The organism is Moraxella lacunata, from assembly GCF_900453205.1.
In the GTDB taxonomy this organism is placed as follows: Bacteria; Pseudomonadota; Gammaproteobacteria; order Pseudomonadales; family Moraxellaceae; genus Moraxella; species Moraxella lacunata_B.
The window spans coordinates 273,927-289,553 of record NZ_UGQU01000002.1 but is presented as its reverse complement, the minus strand read 5'-3'; the positions used below and the strand labels follow the sequence as shown (position 1 = coordinate 289,553).

General features: G+C 44.3%; 11 protein-coding genes, 2 tRNA genes and 3 rRNA genes. 15 read left to right on the top strand and 1 reads right to left on the bottom strand.

Annotated features, from left to right (window positions below; all coding sequences use genetic code 11):
* Positions 1-64: 64 nt before the first annotated feature.
* The 5 genes from DX073_RS06835 to DX073_RS06815 all read left to right on the top strand — a co-directional run bounded on the left by DX073_RS06835 (position 65) and on the right by DX073_RS06815 (position 4,200).
* Positions 65-1,030 (top strand): metal ABC transporter substrate-binding protein, encoded by a 966-nt coding sequence (locus DX073_RS06835; RefSeq protein WP_258556897.1) that lies wholly within the window; start codon positions 65-67, stop codon positions 1,028-1,030.
* Between the two features lie 141 nt (positions 1,031-1,171).
* Entirely contained in the window at positions 1,172-1,393 is a 222-nt protein-coding gene (locus tag DX073_RS06830; RefSeq protein WP_147279691.1) for a hypothetical protein, read from the top strand.
* A gap of 59 nt (positions 1,394-1,452) precedes the next feature.
* Positions 1,453-2,478 (top strand): metal ABC transporter ATP-binding protein, encoded by a 1,026-nt coding sequence (locus tag DX073_RS06825; protein WP_220186723.1) that lies wholly within the window; start codon positions 1,453-1,455, stop codon positions 2,476-2,478.
* On the top strand, positions 2,475-3,356 hold the full coding sequence (locus tag DX073_RS06820) for a metal ABC transporter permease (RefSeq protein ID WP_309473752.1): 882 nt from the start codon (positions 2,475-2,477) through the stop codon (positions 3,354-3,356). The genes DX073_RS06825 and DX073_RS06820 overlap by 4 nt, the downstream gene beginning before the upstream one ends.
* 1 nt (position 3,357) lies before the next feature.
* On the top strand, positions 3,358-4,200 hold the full coding sequence (locus DX073_RS06815; RefSeq protein WP_258556896.1) for a metal ABC transporter permease: 843 nt from the start codon (positions 3,358-3,360) through the stop codon (positions 4,198-4,200).
* A 6-nt stretch (positions 4,201-4,206) separates the two neighbouring features.
* On the opposite strand, the gene upp is transcribed toward DX073_RS06815, so the two are convergent.
* Complete coding sequence (gene upp / locus DX073_RS06810; protein ID WP_115006861.1) at positions 4,207-4,836, bottom strand: uracil phosphoribosyltransferase; 630 nt, start codon at positions 4,834-4,836, stop codon at positions 4,207-4,209.
* A 363-nt stretch (positions 4,837-5,199) separates the two neighbouring features.
* On the opposite strand from upp, the gene DX073_RS06805 reads away from it, so the two are divergent.
* The 10 genes from DX073_RS06805 to DX073_RS06755 all read left to right on the top strand — a co-directional run bounded on the left by DX073_RS06805 (position 5,200) and on the right by DX073_RS06755 (position 15,542).
* On the top strand, positions 5,200-5,619 hold the full coding sequence (locus tag DX073_RS06805; protein ID WP_078274987.1) for an ACP-like domain-containing protein: 420 nt from the start codon (positions 5,200-5,202) through the stop codon (positions 5,617-5,619).
* A gap of 574 nt (positions 5,620-6,193) precedes the next feature.
* A 16S ribosomal RNA gene (locus tag DX073_RS06800) occupies positions 6,194-7,722 on the top strand.
* 60 nt (positions 7,723-7,782) lie between these two features.
* Positions 7,783-7,859 (top strand) — tRNA-Ile (locus tag DX073_RS06795).
* 6 nt (positions 7,860-7,865) lie between these two features.
* Positions 7,866-7,941: transfer RNA gene (locus DX073_RS06790), tRNA-Ala, on the top strand.
* A gap of 279 nt (positions 7,942-8,220) precedes the next feature.
* A 23S ribosomal RNA gene (locus tag DX073_RS06785) occupies positions 8,221-11,079 on the top strand.
* A gap of 138 nt (positions 11,080-11,217) precedes the next feature.
* Positions 11,218-11,331: ribosomal RNA gene (rrf, locus tag DX073_RS06780) — 5S ribosomal RNA — on the top strand.
* Together the 16S, 23S and 5S rRNA genes with 2 tRNA genes alongside form the textbook arrangement of a ribosomal RNA operon.
* Before the next feature lie 136 nt (positions 11,332-11,467).
* Positions 11,468-11,980, top strand: a complete 513-nt coding sequence (locus DX073_RS06775; protein ID WP_115006859.1) for a GspH/FimT family protein — start codon at positions 11,468-11,470, stop codon at positions 11,978-11,980.
* A 161-nt stretch (positions 11,981-12,141) separates the two neighbouring features.
* Positions 12,142-13,380: an RCC1 domain-containing protein gene (locus tag DX073_RS06770; RefSeq protein ID WP_115006857.1), complete on the top strand. Its 1,239-nt coding sequence runs from the start codon at positions 12,142-12,144 to the stop codon at positions 13,378-13,380.
* Between the two features lie 53 nt (positions 13,381-13,433).
* Positions 13,434-14,660: an RCC1 domain-containing protein gene (locus DX073_RS06765; protein ID WP_115006855.1), complete on the top strand. Its 1,227-nt coding sequence runs from the start codon at positions 13,434-13,436 to the stop codon at positions 14,658-14,660.
* A gap of 540 nt (positions 14,661-15,200) precedes the next feature.
* A complete protein-coding gene (locus DX073_RS06755; protein WP_115006852.1) occupies positions 15,201-15,542 on the top strand; it encodes a helix-turn-helix domain-containing protein in 342 nt (113 codons plus the stop codon).
* Positions 15,543-15,627 lie beyond the last annotated feature (85 nt).

Genomic DNA, 15,627 nt, shown 5'->3' with positions numbered 1-15,627 from the left:
AATATGCATATTTAAACCAATGGAATAAGGGTAATTTCAATTTATTGATGTAGTTGGAAATTTTATGATGATACCTTCTTTTGAGTTAAAAAAATGGGCGACCTGCTTGGGGCTTAGCCTTGCTCTCATCGGCTGTGGCAATGACAAGCCTGCCGAACAAAAAACCGAACAAGCCCCTGCTCCCACCGCCCAAACCGACAAAATGACGGTGGTAACGACCTTTACCATTATCGAAGACATCGCCCAAAATGTCGCAGGAGACGTGGCGGACGTGGAATCCATTACCAAGGCAGGGGCGGAGATTCATGACTATGAGCCGACCCCAAAGGACATTGCCAAGGTCAAAGAAGCCGATTTGATTTTGTACAACGGCATGAATTTGGAGCGTTGGTTTGAAAAATTCTATGCCGATGCCAAAGACACCCCTGCGGTGGTGGTAACGGACGGCATCACGCCCATACCGATTAAGGCAGGCTCGTATAAGGATTTGCCAAACCCGCACGCTTGGATGTCCACGTCTAACGCTTTGATTTATGTGGAAAATATCAAAAACGCATTCATCAAACACGACCCAAAAAACAAAGACGTGTATATCAAAAATGCCGAAACATACGCCCAAAAAATCAAAGCGATGGATGAGCCGTTGCGTGCCAAACTTGCCCAGATTCCTGAAAATGAGCGTTGGCTGGTTACCTCTGAAGGGGCGTTTAGCTACCTTGCCAAAGATTATGGGTTAAAAGAAGCCTATCTGTGGGACATTAACGCCGAGCAACAAGGCACGCCCCAGCAGGTCAAGGCACTCATTGACACGGTCAAAACCAACAAAATTCCTGTGGTATTTAGCGAAAGCACCATTTCGGACAAACCTGCCAAACAAGTCGCCAAAGAGGCAGGGGCGTATTATGGCGGTGTCTTGTATGTGGACAGCCTAAGCGAAAAAGACGGTGTAGTGCCAACTTATCTTGATTTGTTAAATGTAACGGCAAGCACGGTGGTTAAAGGGTTTGAAGACGCAAAAGTCCAAAAATAATTGACAAGGCGATTTGGCAAGATAAAATACGGTATCTTGCCAAATTTTTGAATGGTTGTTTTGATGATGAGATATCTAAAATATGTAGCAATGTTATCGCCTTGGATTTTGTATTTAGGTTACTGTTGTTACGAATATTTTGTGTCTGACAATTCTTTATTGGATACGTTTGTAGCGTCTCTTACAGGGTTGTTTGTTCCGTTTTTTATCGCACCAACAGGTGTTATGGCATTGATATTGCTTAGCTTTATGGCGATTGTACCTTTTATCAAATGGCAATACAAAGAGTGGTTATTTGCTCTTATCAGTGGACTTTATGTATTTTTGATTTATTTTTCATTCACGTTAATAGCAAGTGTTTGATTTAAAAAATATGGGAATTTTAAAAATTTCTATCTTTTTTAAATCAGTTTTTAGCAATTATGACACACATTCACGATTTAACCGCCAGCATAAGCGTTCAGGAGTTGTCCGTGCGTTACGCCAACGGTCATCACGCCCTTTTTGACATGAATTTTGCCTTAACAGGTGGGACAACTTGTGCCTTGGTTGGGGTAAACGGCTCTGGCAAATCCACGCTGTTTAAGTCCATTATGGGACTGATTAAACCCCAATCAGGGCAGATTTTGCTCTGTGGCTTGCCCATTAACACCGCCCTAAAACAAAACCTTGTCGCCTACGTCCCCCAAGCCGAAGAAGTGGACTGGCAATTTCCTGTATCGGTCTATGATGTCGTGATGATGGGGCGGTATGGCTATATGAATTTTTTGCGACTGCCCAAGGCAACCGACCGCCAAAAGGTTGCCGATGCCATGGCTCGGGTGGACATTTCTCATCTAAAAGACAGGCAAATCAGCGAGCTGTCGGGCGGTCAAAAAAAGCGGGTGTTTTTGGCACGCTCGCTTGCCCAAGAAAGCAAAATTATCCTGCTTGATGAGCCGTTTACAGGCGTTGATGTCAAAACCGAAAAAGCGATTATGGCGTTGCTTGATGATTTACGAAGTGAAGGGCATTTGATTTTAATCTCCACGCACAATCTGGGGACGATTCCAGAATTTTGCGACCAAGTGGTGATGATAAATCGTACCGTGCTGGCGAGCGGTACGACCAAAGAGACCTTTACCCAAGAGAATTTGGAGAAGGTGTTTGGGGGCGTGTTACGACAAATTCGCTTGGCAGGCAAGGACTTGCACGATGACGATGACAGTCGTGCCGTTACGATTTTGGCGGACGATGAAGTACCTGCGGTGTTTTATGGGGTGCATGACGGCACGCCCGAGCGTAGCCACTGCGATGAGACCGCACAGGCAAGCCGTGTGGGGCAGGTCAATATGAACCAAAAACGGGCAAAAAATGACGGCGTGCAACTGTACAACCCAAAAACCGACACCACAACGCCCAGCCTTACGCCAAATTCAAATTCCAACCCAAATAAGGACACGCCATGAGTGAGCTGTTTTCCCTGCTTGCCGAGCCGTTCGCCTATGAATATATGGTAAAAGCGATGGTGTTGTCGTCTGTGGTCGGTGGCGTGTGTGCGTTTTTGTCGGCATATTTGATGTTAAAGGGCTGGTCGCTTATTGGTGATGCCTTGTCCCATGCGGTTGTGCCGGGGGTAGCGATTGCGTATGCGTTGGGACTGCCTTATGCGATTGGGGCGTTTTTTTCGGGGATATTGGCGTCTTTGGCGATTTTGTGGGTTAAGTCATTGACCAATCTAAAAGAAGATGCGGTGATTGGCTTTATTTTTACCACATTTTTTGCGTTGGGGCTATTTATCATCTCTATCAATCCCACGTCTGTCAATGTCCAAGAGATTATTTTTGGCAATATTTTGGGCATTAGCGATACCGACATGATACAAGTGGGCATTGTCATGGCGGTGTCGCTTGGTTTTTTGCTCGTTTTTTGGAAAGATTTATTGCTTGTCTTTTTTGATGAAATTCATGCCAAATCGGTGGGACTGTCGCCCAAAGTGTATCAAGTGCTGTTTTTTAGCCTGCTGTCTGCGTGCGTGGTGTCGGCACTACAAACAGTGGGGGCGATTTTGGTGATTGCGATGGTCATCACCCCTGGGGCAACGGCATATCAACTGACCGACAGATTTCGTCCGCTTATTCTAATCGCAGGATTTTTAGGCGTAACCACAAGTGGGCTTGGCGTGTATCTAAGCTACTACCTAGACGGGGCAACGGGGGGTGTGATTGTGTCCTTGCAGACGATGTTGTTTGTGCTAGCGTTTTTGTTTTCGCCGAAGTTTGGGATAATCACACAAAGATTAAAAAGAAAGCGTTTATCCGCCCAATTTGACAACCATAGATTTTAATATGCAACTTTTAAACTTTCTCACCGAACCCTTATCACACACCTTTATGCAACACGCCTTATTATCATCAGTCGTTGTTGGGGCGGTGTGTGCGGTGCTGTCGTGCTATGTGGTGTTAAAGGGCTGGTCGCTCATGGGCGATGCGATTAGCCATGCGGTGTTCCCAGGGGTGATTGTGGCGTTTTGGCTTGGGGTGCCGATGTCGCTTGGGGCGTTTGTGGCGGGGCTATTTTGTGCCGTGTCGGTGGGATTTTTAAAGAACAACACTCGTATCAAGGAAGATACGCTCATGGGCATTGTCTTTGCAGGAATGTTTGCGGTGGGGCTTGTCATGTTTGCCAAGATAGACACCGACCAGCATTTAAAGCACATTTTGTTTGGCAATCTGCTTGGTATCAGCCGTGAAATGCTTATCCAAACCATGATAATTTGTGGGGCGATTTTGGGGGCGGTGCTGTTAAAGGGTAAGGATTTGCTTTTGTACTGCTTTGACCCAAGCCATGCCCGTGTGGCAGGACTATCGCCCAAATTGCTTCATTATGGGTTGCTTATCCTACTCTCTGCCACGATTGTGGTTGCCATGCAAGCCGTTGGCGTGATTTTGGTGGTAGCGATGCTTATCTCCCCCGGCATTACAGCATTTGTCTTATGTAGGCGATTTCACACCATGCTAGCTGTGGCGGTGGCAAGTTCGTGTTTGACCAGTTTTTTGGGCGTGATTTTAAGTTATCATCTGGATTCGGCAACGGGGGCGACGATTGTACTATTGCAGGCGGTGGTGTTTGTTTTGGCAATTATCATCTCAAAAATAAAAGAAAAACGCCAATCATTACGACTGGCGTAGAGTGGTTTAGCGAGTGCCAAAAATCTTATCGCCAGCGTCCCCAAGACCGGGGATGATATAGCCGTCTTCGTTCAGATGACTGTCAAGTGATGCGGTAAAAATCTCAACATCAGGGTGAGCATCATTGACAAGTTTTACGCCCTCGGGGGTGGCGACCAACACAAGGGCCTTGATGCTTTGACAGCCATGTTTTTTTAGCATATCAATGGTGGCAACCATGCTACCGCCTGTGGCAAGCATGGGGTCTAGGATTAGGGCGGGGCGTTTCTCGATGTCTTTAACAAATTTTTCAAAAAATGGCACAGGTTCAAGTGTCTCTTCATCACGTTGTAAGCCGACAAATGAGATTTTGGCGGTGGGCAACAAATCAAGCACGCCATCTAACATACCAAGTCCCGCTCGCAAAATCGGCACCAGTGTTACCGTCTTACCCTTGACCTGCGTGCCTTTGATGGTGCTACCATCCCAGCCGTCCATGTCAAAATCTTCGGTCTCAAAATCACGGCTCGCTTCATATGCCATCAGCCGTCCAAGCTCGTTGGTGAGCGTGCGAAATTTATAGGTAGAGCAGTTTTTTTCTCGCATGAGCGATAATTTGTGACGGACAAGGGGGTGGTCAATGACGGTAATTTGCATGATAATTCTCAATTAAAGGTACAAAATGGGAAATTTGGTGTATTTTACCATTTAAGTAGGGTGGCATGAAGTTTTTTTGATAATTTTTTAATGAGAATAAAGTACAAATGTAAATACGGTTGTAATTATAAATCATTGATAAACCTAACTTTTTCTAAAATGTAACAAATCATTTCAAAACAACCATTATGTCACCACAAACGCCAAATCAGCAACAATTCTTTACCGTTATACAGTATCAAGTTTGATTTTCTTCTTATATAATACCAATCAAGATGAAGCAGTCTTACTTCTTAATGAAGTTAGGATTGTTTGATTTGATTATCATATTTTGTTTTGTTTACCTTATTTTAAGGAGTTCTTATGAAAGCAGTTAAATTTATCGCCCCAATCTTCGCTCTTGGCGTTGCCTTTACAGGCGTGGCTCATGCAGAAGCGACCATGGATGCGGCAAAAGCGGACGAAACCGCCACAAAAGTAAGACAAGTGTCATACAGTTGCAACAAGGGTGGTGCAGTCAAGGTTACTTATGGCTTTAATAAGCAAAAACTACCAACCTATGCCGAAGCTCATTTAGGGGGCAAAACTCGCTTTTTACCGATTAACTTAGCACATTCTGATGTTGCTGGCACATCTTTTGGTGATGAAAACAGTTGGACAATTAGTGGTGGTGCTATGACACTGGGTAACTACCATAAGTCAGATGTATTAATCATGGATCCAAATTCCGAAATTCAATACAAGCATTGTAAAGTTGTCGGCACTAAAAAGATTAAGGGTTAGTCTGAACGAAAAGACAGTCTACTGACTGTCTTTTTTTAAATAAACAACAAAATCAATACCTTACACCACTTTCCTAAAAATATTCAAAAAAGTGCTTGACCCCCACCAAAAACCCTGTATAATACGCACTCATTCAAGCAATGGTTGGTTACAAAACACCAACAAAACAACTTTAATCTAAAATAAATTAAGAATGAAGTTTGTTAAAGTTTGAATATTTTGGAAGAATTTATTTAAAAGTTAAGTTAAAAACAAACTTCTAAAAACTTTCAAAAAAATTAAAAAAGTGCTTGACATAAAAATCCATTGTGATAAAATAGTCAGCCTTGATTGATGATACAGACGATGTATCACGCACTATTTAAAAACATACTAAGAACAACTTGTGTGGATTTTTGCTAATACAAGATAATACAAAAATTATCATTTATCAAGCAAAAATACTCAAAGTTAATTCATTTACACGATGAGCAGATATTTTTAAAAATATCAAATATTGCTAGTAAGTACATAACGTACACGATAAATGAGCCAAAACAAATTAAGTCCTAAGCAATTAGGCAAAACAAAGATTAAACTGAAGAGTTTGATCATGGCTCAGATTGAACGCTGGCGGCAGGCTTAACACATGCAAGTCGAACGATGAAGTCTAGCTTGCTAGACGGATTAGTGGCGAACGGGTGAGTAATGCTTAGGAATCTGCCTATTAGTGGGGGATAACGTAGGGAAACTTACGCTAATACCGCATACGTCTTACGAGAGAAAGGGGGCTTTTAGCTCTCGCTAATAGATGAGCCTAAGTCGGATTAGCTAGTTGGTGGGGTAAAGGCCTACCAAGGCGACGATCTGTAGCTGGTCTGAGAGGATGATCAGCCACACTGGGACTGAGACACGGCCCAGACTCCTACGGGAGGCAGCAGTGGGGAATATTGGACAATGGGCGAAAGCCTGATCCAGCCATGCCGCGTGTGTGAAGAAGGCCTTTTGGTTGTAAAGCACTTTAAGTGGGGAGGAAAAGCTTGTGGTTAATACCCACAAGCCCTGACGTTACCCACAGAATAAGCACCGGCTAACTCTGTGCCAGCAGCCGCGGTAATACAGAGGGTGCAAGCGTTAATCGGAATTACTGGGCGTAAAGCGAGCGTAGGTGGTTATTTAAGTCAGATGTGAAAGCCCCGGGCTTAACCTGGGAACTGCATCTGATACTGGGTGACTAGAGTAGGTGAGAGGGAAGTAGAATTCCAGGTGTAGCGGTGAAATGCGTAGAGATCTGGAGGAATACCGATGGCGAAGGCAGCTTCCTGGCATCATACTGACACTGAGGTTCGAAAGCGTGGGTAGCAAACAGGATTAGATACCCTGGTAGTCCACGCCGTAAACGATGTCTACCAGTCGTTGGGTCTCTTGAAGACTTAGTGACGCAGTTAACGCAATAAGTAGACCGCCTGGGGAGTACGGCCGCAAGGTTAAAACTCAAATGAATTGACGGGGGCCCGCACAAGCGGTGGAGCATGTGGTTTAATTCGATGCAACGCGAAGAACCTTACCTGGTCTTGACATACAGAGAATTCGCTAGAGATAGCTTAGTGCCTTCGGGAACTCTGATACAGGTGCTGCATGGCTGTCGTCAGCTCGTGTCGTGAGATGTTGGGTTAAGTCCCGCAACGAGCGCAACCCTTTTCCTTAGTTACCAGCACTTCGGGTGGGAACTCTAAGGATACTGCCAGTGACAAACTGGAGGAAGGCGGGGACGACGTCAAGTCATCATGGCCCTTACGACCAGGGCTACACACGTGCTACAATGGTTGGTACAAAGGGTTGCTACACAGCGATGTGATGCTAATCTCAAAAAGCCAATCGTAGTCCGGATTGGAGTCTGCAACTCGACTCCATGAAGTCGGAATCGCTAGTAATCGCAGATCAGAATGCTGCGGTGAATACGTTCCCGGGCCTTGTACACACCGCCCGTCACACCATGGGAGTTGATCTCACCAGAAGTGGTTAGCCTAACGCAAGAGGGCGATCACCACGGTGGGGTCGATGACTGGGGTGAAGTCGTAACAAGGTAGCCGTAGGGGAACCTGCGGCTGGATCACCTCCTTAACGAATTATCTGATTAGCAAGAATTCACAACAAGTTGTTCTTAGTAAAGTAAGTTAAATTGGGTCTATAGCTCAGTTGGTTAGAGCACCGCCTTGATAAGGCGGGGGTCATAAGTTCAAGTCTTATTAGACCCACCATACTTTGGGGTTATAGCTCAGTTGGTAGAGCGCCTGCCTTGCACGCAGGAGGTCAGGAGTTCGACTCTCCTTAACTCCACCACTTACAATAAATTAGAACTAAGCAATCAAATTAAACAGCATACAATTAGATTTCTTAATTCTACTTTATGTAGATAACTTACAATTAACTGATGAAGTTAATTACATTATTTAACAACGTAACTATGAGTCTGGGTTAATTATTTAATTCCAACAAATAATTAACCATGGTGTTTGTACCCAATACAAACACCTAAAGTAAAGAGAACTGAATCAAGCGTAAACATAGGTGAATCGTTACACATTACCCTTATGACACCAAGACTACTTGGGGTTGTATGGTCAAGTAATGAAGTGCACATGGTGGATGCCTTGGCAGTCAGAGGCGATGAAAGACGTGATAGCCTGCGATAAGCGTCGGTGAGGTGGCAATATCCTGTGACCCGGCGATTTCTGAATGGGGAAACCCAGCCAACATAAGTTGGCTATCCTAACCTTTGGTTAGGAGGCAAACCGGGAGAAGTGAAACATCTCAGTACCCCGAGGAAAAGACATCAATTGAGATTCCCCAAGTAGCGGCGAGCGAACGGGGAGGAGCCGATCGAATTTACAGTAGCAAAATGGCGTGGGAAAGCCAACCATAGTAGGTGATAGTCCTGTATGCGAAACTGTTTATGAGACATATTAAGTAGGGCGAGACACGTGAAATCTTGTCTGAAGATGGGGGGACCATCCTCCAAGGCTAAATACTCCTGACTGACCGATAGTGAACCAGTACCGTGAGGGAAAGGCGAAAAGAACCCCTGTTAGGGGAGTGAAATAGAACCTGAAACCGTGTGCATACAAGCAGTCGGAGCGGACTTGTTCCGTGACGGCGTACCTTTTGTATAATGGGTCAGCGACTTATATTCTGTAGCAAGGTTAACCGTTTAGGGGAGCCGTAGGGAAACCGAGTCTTAATAGGGCGATTAAGTTGCAGGGTATAGACCCGAAACCGAGTGATCTATCCATGAGCAGGTTGAAAGTGCCGTAACAGGCACCGGAGGACCGAACCCACTGTCGTTGAAAAGCCAGGGGATGACTTGTGGATAGGGGTGAAAGGCTAATCAAACTCGGTGATAGCTGGTTCTCCCCGAAAGCTATTTAGGTAGCGCCTCGGACGAATACCATTGGGGGTAGAGCACTGTTTCGGCTAGGGGTCATCCCGACTTACCAAACCGATGCAAACTCCGAATACCGATGAGTACTATCCGGGAGACAGACGGCGGGTGCTAACGTCCGTCGTCAAGAGGGAAACAACCCAGACCGCCAGCTAAGGCCCCAAATTCCTAGTTAAGTGGGAAACGATGTGGGAAGGCACAGACAGCTAGGAGGTTGGCTTAGAAGCAGCCACCCTTTAAAGAAAGCGTAATAGCTCACTAGTCGAGTCGGCCTGCGCGGAAGATGTAACGGGGCTCAAACTAGGAGCCGAAGCTGCGGATTTAATTGTTTCAATTAAGTGGTAGGGGAGCGTTGTGTAAGCCTGTGAAGGTGTATCGTAAGGTATGCTGGAGGTATCACAAGAGCGAATGCTGACGTGAGTAACGACAAAACGGGTGAAAAGCCCGTTCGCCGGAAGACCAAGGGTTCCAGTCCAACGTTAATCGGGGCTGGGTGAGTCGACCCCTAAGGCGAGGCCGAAAGGCGTAGTCGATGGGAAATCGGTTAATATTCCGATACTTGTTTATGATGCGATGGAGGGACGGAGAAGGTTATGTCAGCCTGGCGTTGGTTGTCCAGGTGGAAGGATGTAGGTAGGTTTAGTAGGCAAATCCGCTAGACTATTACTGAGATCTGATAGCAAGCTGTACATGTACAGCGAAGTGGCAAATACCCTGCTTCCAGGAAAAGCTTCTAAGCGATAGTCATAAAGAAATCGTACCCGAAACCGACACAGGTGGTCAGGTAGAGAATACCAAGGCGCTTGAGAGAACTCTGCTGAAGGAACTAGGCAAAATGGTACCGTAACTTCGGGAGAAGGTACGCTGCCGATGGTGATAAGACTTGCTCTTTGAGCTGTTGGCAGTCGCAGATACCAGGCTGCTGCAACTGTTTATTAAAAACACAGCACTCTGCAAACACGAAAGTGGACGTATAGGGTGTGATGCCTGCCCGGTGCTGGAAGGTTAATTGATGGGGTTAGCGTAAGCGAAGCTCTTGATCGAAGCCCCAGTAAACGGCGGCCGTAACTATAACGGTCCTAAGGTAGCGAAATTCCTTGTCGGGTAAGTTCCGACCTGCACGAATGGCATAATGATGGCAGCGCTGTCTCCAGCAGAGACTCAGTGAAATCGAAATCGCAGTGAAGATGCTGTGTACCCGCGGCTAGACGGAAAGACCCCGTGAACCTTTACTACAGCTTTACATTGAACTTTGACCTAACTTGTGTAGGATAGGTGGGAGGCTTTGAAGTGGTGACGCCAGTTGCCATGGAGCCAACCTTGAAATACCACCCTGGTTATGTTGGGGTTCTAACTTAGATATAACAGTATCAAGGACAATGTATGGTGGGTAGTTTGACTGGGGCGGTCTCCTCCTAAAGAGTAACGGAGGAGTACGAAGGTGCGCTCAGAACGGTCGGAAATCGTTCAAAGAGTATAAAGGCAAAAGCGCGCTTAACTGCGAGACCCACAAGTCGAGCAGGTACGAAAGTAGGTCTTAGTGATCCGGTGGTTCTGTATGGAAGGGCCATCGCTCAACGGATAAAAGGTACTCTGGGGATAACAGGCTGATACCGCCCAAGAGTTCATATCGACGGCGGTGTTTGGCACCTCGATGTCGGCTCATCTCATCCTGGGGCTGAAGCAGGTCCCAAGGGTATGGCTGTTCGCCATTTAAAGAGGTACGCGAGCTGGGTTTAGAACGTCGTGAGACAGTTCGGTCCCTATCTACCGTGGGCGTTGGAAATTTGAGAGGATCTGCTCCTAGTACGAGAGGACCAGAGTGGACGAACCTCTGGTGTTCCGGTTGTTTCGCCAGAAGCATCGCCGGGTAGCTATGTTCGGATGGGATAACCGCTGAAAGCATCTAAGCGGGAAGCCCACCTCAAGATAAGATTTCCCTAAAGAGCCGTTGTAGACTACGACGTTGATAGGTTGGGTGTGGAAGCACAGCGATGTGTGTAGCTAACCAATACTAATTGCTCGTTTGGCTTGACCATACAACACCCAAGTGGTTTAAATCACTTTAAGTGTTGTATTGTAAAGTGTAATGATAACCTTAATCTTGATTTAGTAAAAACTTTAAAAAATGAAATTAAAATAAAACAGACTCATAACAGCGTTGTTAATCCTTTTACGCTGACGACAATAGCAAGATGGAACCACCTGATCCCTTCCCGAACTCAGAAGTGAAACGTCTTAGCGCCGATGGTAGTGTGGTTCGCCCATGTGAGAGTAGGTCATCGTCAGCACCTTATTTAGCCCCCTCTGTCGGATGATGGAGGGGGTTTTGGTTTTTAAAATCCTTGAATTTGTGTATAATAGCTTGACTTAACTTTACTTATAATTATTTATGTGAGTAACTTGCTTGTGCGTAGGGTGATATTAATGGGTGGGCAAAAGGCGTTTACGTTGATTGAGTTAATGGTGGTCGTGGTTGTGATTGGTGTGATTGGTATGATTGCTTATCCTAGTGTGATGCGGGTTTTGCGGGGGATGGAAGCAAATAATGTTACATCTGTCGTTATTGATGCATTAAAAGAAGCCTGTAGTCAAAGCCATATTACTAAGCAAAACATTGTTATGTGTCCTGCTGATGAGTCAAATCGTTGCCATAAGCAGTCGGGAGTAAAAATTATTGTGTTTAGGGATTTAGATGGTAATGCCCGTCTTGATGATGGTGAGTTGATTAAAGAGTATGGGCTTAATTTAAAACATGGCAGAATTGATATGAGAGTGTCAGCATCTAGGCATTATATTAAGTACTTTGGGGCCAGTGCCAGTCCACGTGGTCATTTTGGACATATTAAGTATTGTTCGGTGTCTGATGAGTTGTCTTATAGGATTGTTTTAACGCATACAGGGGTTGTTAGAAAGCGTGTTGATGATGTGGGGTGTTAGGAGGATTATGATGGTAAAACTGGCAATGGGGGAGTATCAAAGAAAGGGCGATGGGCAGACGAGAATACCGTTTTGGTTTTGCAAAAATCCCTATTTACAACCCATTAAAACGGGCGTATAATCGTTCTCAACTTTCATTTTAAAGGTAACAGGAGTTAGTTATGAGTAATTCTATGAAAGACATTTTTTATCAAACCCACCCCACCAGAGCATTATCTGCTCTTTTTTTATGCCTGTCACTTGCTCTAACTGCGTGTAATGATAAATACCCTAAGGCAAATATGCCTGATACGCCATTAGAAACACCCTTAGAGATTATCATAGAACCTAAGAAAGTGGCGATGACAAAGACTTGGGCAGCAGGGATTAAAGATGATGGCACATTATGGACTTGGGGGAGTGGTCTAAGTAAGATTAGACGCACCACCACAGGCAATCCTGTAGACCCCACTCCAATGCCAGTAGAGGGTATCAATGATGCCGTTGCCATCTCTGGTGGCATTGGTCATATGCTACTGCTTAGAAAAGATGGCAGTGTATGGGGATGGGGAAGTAATCATGATGGCTATGTAGACCCCAATGATGATAATACTTTGATTTATCAGCCTAGAAAGATAGAAGGTTTGGAGGGTGTGGTTGATGTGGTGGCAGGCATTGGCGATTCATTCTTTTTAACCAAACAAGGTGAAGTTTATACCATTGGTGAAAACGAAAAAGGCTGGACAAATGGTGTTAATCAGCCCAACAAAGTTCCCACTAAAATTCCCAATCTTACTAACATTGTTCGGTTTGGGTCATTAGGTAATGTCTCGGTAGCACTCAATAGCCAAGGTGAGATTTATACCACAGGGGTTGATTGGCAAGGACTAGGGCGTGAAGTGGTGGAGCGTCATGACCATGATGAAATCGCCTTTTATCCTGCTGATAAAGTAGAATTGCCACACAAAGCGGTTGATTTTTTTGTGACAGGTTCAGATGTTGGGGTATTGCTTGAAACAGGTGAAGTTTGGGTTTGGGGGGCAAATCCTGTAAGAATTGGCATAAAATCATCAGCCAGTAATAGAATAACAAAGCCAATCAAACACCCACAATTAAACCAAATCATTAATATAGGTGAAGGGTCTGCTGTTGCCAGCAATGGCGATTTATACATATGGGGCGAACAAGGGTTTGGCAATAGTGTTAATTCGCGCTCTCGCGTTTATATACATCATCCTATTCGTATTATGCAAAATGTTAAACCAAGTGAGTTGTATCTAACTTCAGTGGTTCTAAATAATGGTGAGTTGTGGGTGTGGGGCTCTAATCATCATGGCAAACGAGGAACGGGAAATGTTGTTAATACTTTCTATGAAGAGTACATATTAACCCCCGAAAAATCCCTATTTACAACCCACTAAAATCAGCATATAATCGTTCTCAATTTTCATTTTAAAGGTAACAGGAGTTATTTATGAAAGCGACCATGAAAGATGTGTTTTATCACACACCCTCCATCAGAGCCTTGTCCGCTCTTTTTTTATGCCTATCTGTTACCTTGACTGCTTGTAATGATAAATATCCTAAGGCAAATATGCCTGATACACCATTAGAACAACCCTTAGAGATTATCATAGAGCCTAAGAAAGTGGCGATGGCTGATGGCTGGGCGGCAGGCATTAAAAACGATGGCACATTATGGACTTGGGGCGGTAGTGGTAATAATTTGGCAGTAGGGGGATTTGACCCAACCCCAAAACAAGTACAGGACATTAATGATGCCGTTGCTGTCTCAGGTGATACAGGTCATATGCTACTGCTTAGAAAAGATGGCAGTGTATGGGGGTGGGGGTTTAACTATGATGGCGTGGTAGACCCTACTGACAGCAACACAGCAATTTATAAATTAAGAAAAATAGAAGGCTTAACGGATATTGTGGACATTAGTGCAGGTGGTTCAAATTCAATCTTTGTTACCAAAACAGGGGAAGTATATGTTTTGGGCGGAAAAACATTGGGCTGGGCAAATGGTATAGAAGAACCTCTAAAAGAACCTACCAAACTAGAAAATATGACCAATATTATTAGAGTTGAAAGTATGGCAGGTGGGGTTGTTGCACTTAATGACAAAGGGGAAGTTTATACAATGGGCGTTGGTAGTTTGGGTAGGACAGTTGAACCACTACCCAAAGATGCAATCCCTTATCACCCCGCCCAAAAAGTAGACTTACCGAGAAAAGCGGTAGATATATCTGTCTCTACCAGTGCCAGTATGGCACTACTTGATAATGGTGAAGTATGGGTATGGGGCGATAATTCAGGGGGACGACTTGCCCTACCCAAAGGACAGCACCCAGAATTACCCATTAAACACCCTACTTTAAATAGAATTGTCAATATTGGCGACCGTTCTGCCGTAGATGTGGATGGTAATTTATATATTTGGGGTGAAATTGGTTATGGTAGTTACAATGCTCCATCAACCACCATTTATCGTACCCCGATTAAAATTGCAGAGAATATGAATAATCCTGCCTTACTTGTGAATGGCAATGATGCCTCTGGCGTTTTAACTAAAGACGGAGAATTATATGCTTGGGGCTGGTTTAGTGGTATGATTGGTACAGGGGAGTCTCGTCAAGGACAAGCAAGTCGTGATGATGTTTTAACAGTACAAAAATCGCTGTTTACAACCCACTAAAACGAGTATATAATCAAGTCTCATTCTTTTTTACTTTTGGTTACAAGGATTTTTTATGAAAGCTTCAATGAAAGATGTGTTTTATCACGCTTTGTTGGCAAGAGCTGGTTATATGCTGGCAGAAAATAGAAAGTAAGGTTTTAAATTAGGTGAGGTTTCAAACTACCTTAAAGAAGACCCTCAGTTTGACATGACCTCCGCCATGGCATACTACCTATTCAGCAAATTTAACTTTATTAAAGTAGTTGATGATGTGAATGTCAAGATGGGATGTCGAACATACCTATTTATCCCATCATACCAAAAATTAAGACAAAGGCAAATGGCTATAATAGTACTGGCTATCCAAGATATGTCAATACAGTTGGTTTTATGGAGAATCAATTAAGCTAAAAAGCAGGAAGAATGGAATGTTGTTTTCTTTGTTGTCTATTGAACCGATTCTTGATTCCCAAAGATTCAACAATGTTCAAAAAAACAGGGTAGTGATGAACCCCACCCCAAAAGTTAGACACCAAACTAACCTTTGGGGTGCTTTCTATGGCAAAATACACCACCGACTTTAAACTGTCTGTCATAGCATATTATCTAAACGGACACAGTTACAAGCAAACCGCTAAACAGTTTAACCTATCCACAGACAGCATTGTTGAACAGTGGGTCAAACTCTATCAAACACATGGCATTGATGGCATTAAAAGACGAAGTACCAAAGCTGTCTATGACACAGACTTTAAACTTAATGCAATCAAACAACTTCAAAATGGCAAATCCTTAACCCATCTTGCCATAGAGCTTAATCTACCAACCCCCGTCTTTACTGTCAAACTGGTTAAAGTCTTATCAAAGCTTTGGTATAATGGGACTCACCCCCAAACCTAAAGGCAGAAAAGCAATGTCAAACAAGCACAGCACCAACAAAGACAAAACCAGCAAAAAAACAAATCAACCAGCAAAGTCAATCTAC

Excerpts from the sequence above, each read along its gene's own strand:
- DX073_RS06835 (WP_258556897.1), top strand. The coding sequence starts at position 65 with ATGATGATACCTTCTTTTGAGTTAAAAAAATGGGCGACCTGCTTGGGG.
- DX073_RS06825 (WP_220186723.1), top strand. The coding sequence starts at position 1,453 with ATGACACACATTCACGATTTAACCGCCAGCATAAGCGTTCAGGAGTTG.
- DX073_RS06820 (WP_309473752.1), top strand. The coding sequence starts at position 2,475 with ATGAGTGAGCTGTTTTCCCTGCTTGCCGAGCCGTTCGCCTATGAATAT.
- DX073_RS06815 (WP_258556896.1), top strand. The coding sequence starts at position 3,358 with ATGCAACTTTTAAACTTTCTCACCGAACCCTTATCACACACCTTTATG.
- upp (WP_115006861.1), bottom strand. The coding sequence starts at position 4,836 with ATGCAAATTACCGTCATTGACCACCCCCTTGTCCGTCACAAATTATCG.
- DX073_RS06805 (WP_078274987.1), top strand. The coding sequence starts at position 5,200 with ATGAAAGCAGTTAAATTTATCGCCCCAATCTTCGCTCTTGGCGTTGCC.
- DX073_RS06775 (WP_115006859.1), top strand. The coding sequence starts at position 11,468 with ATGGGTGGGCAAAAGGCGTTTACGTTGATTGAGTTAATGGTGGTCGTG.
- DX073_RS06770 (WP_115006857.1), top strand. The coding sequence starts at position 12,142 with ATGAGTAATTCTATGAAAGACATTTTTTATCAAACCCACCCCACCAGA.
- DX073_RS06765 (WP_115006855.1), top strand. The coding sequence starts at position 13,434 with ATGAAAGCGACCATGAAAGATGTGTTTTATCACACACCCTCCATCAGA.
- DX073_RS06755 (WP_115006852.1), top strand. The coding sequence starts at position 15,201 with ATGGCAAAATACACCACCGACTTTAAACTGTCTGTCATAGCATATTAT.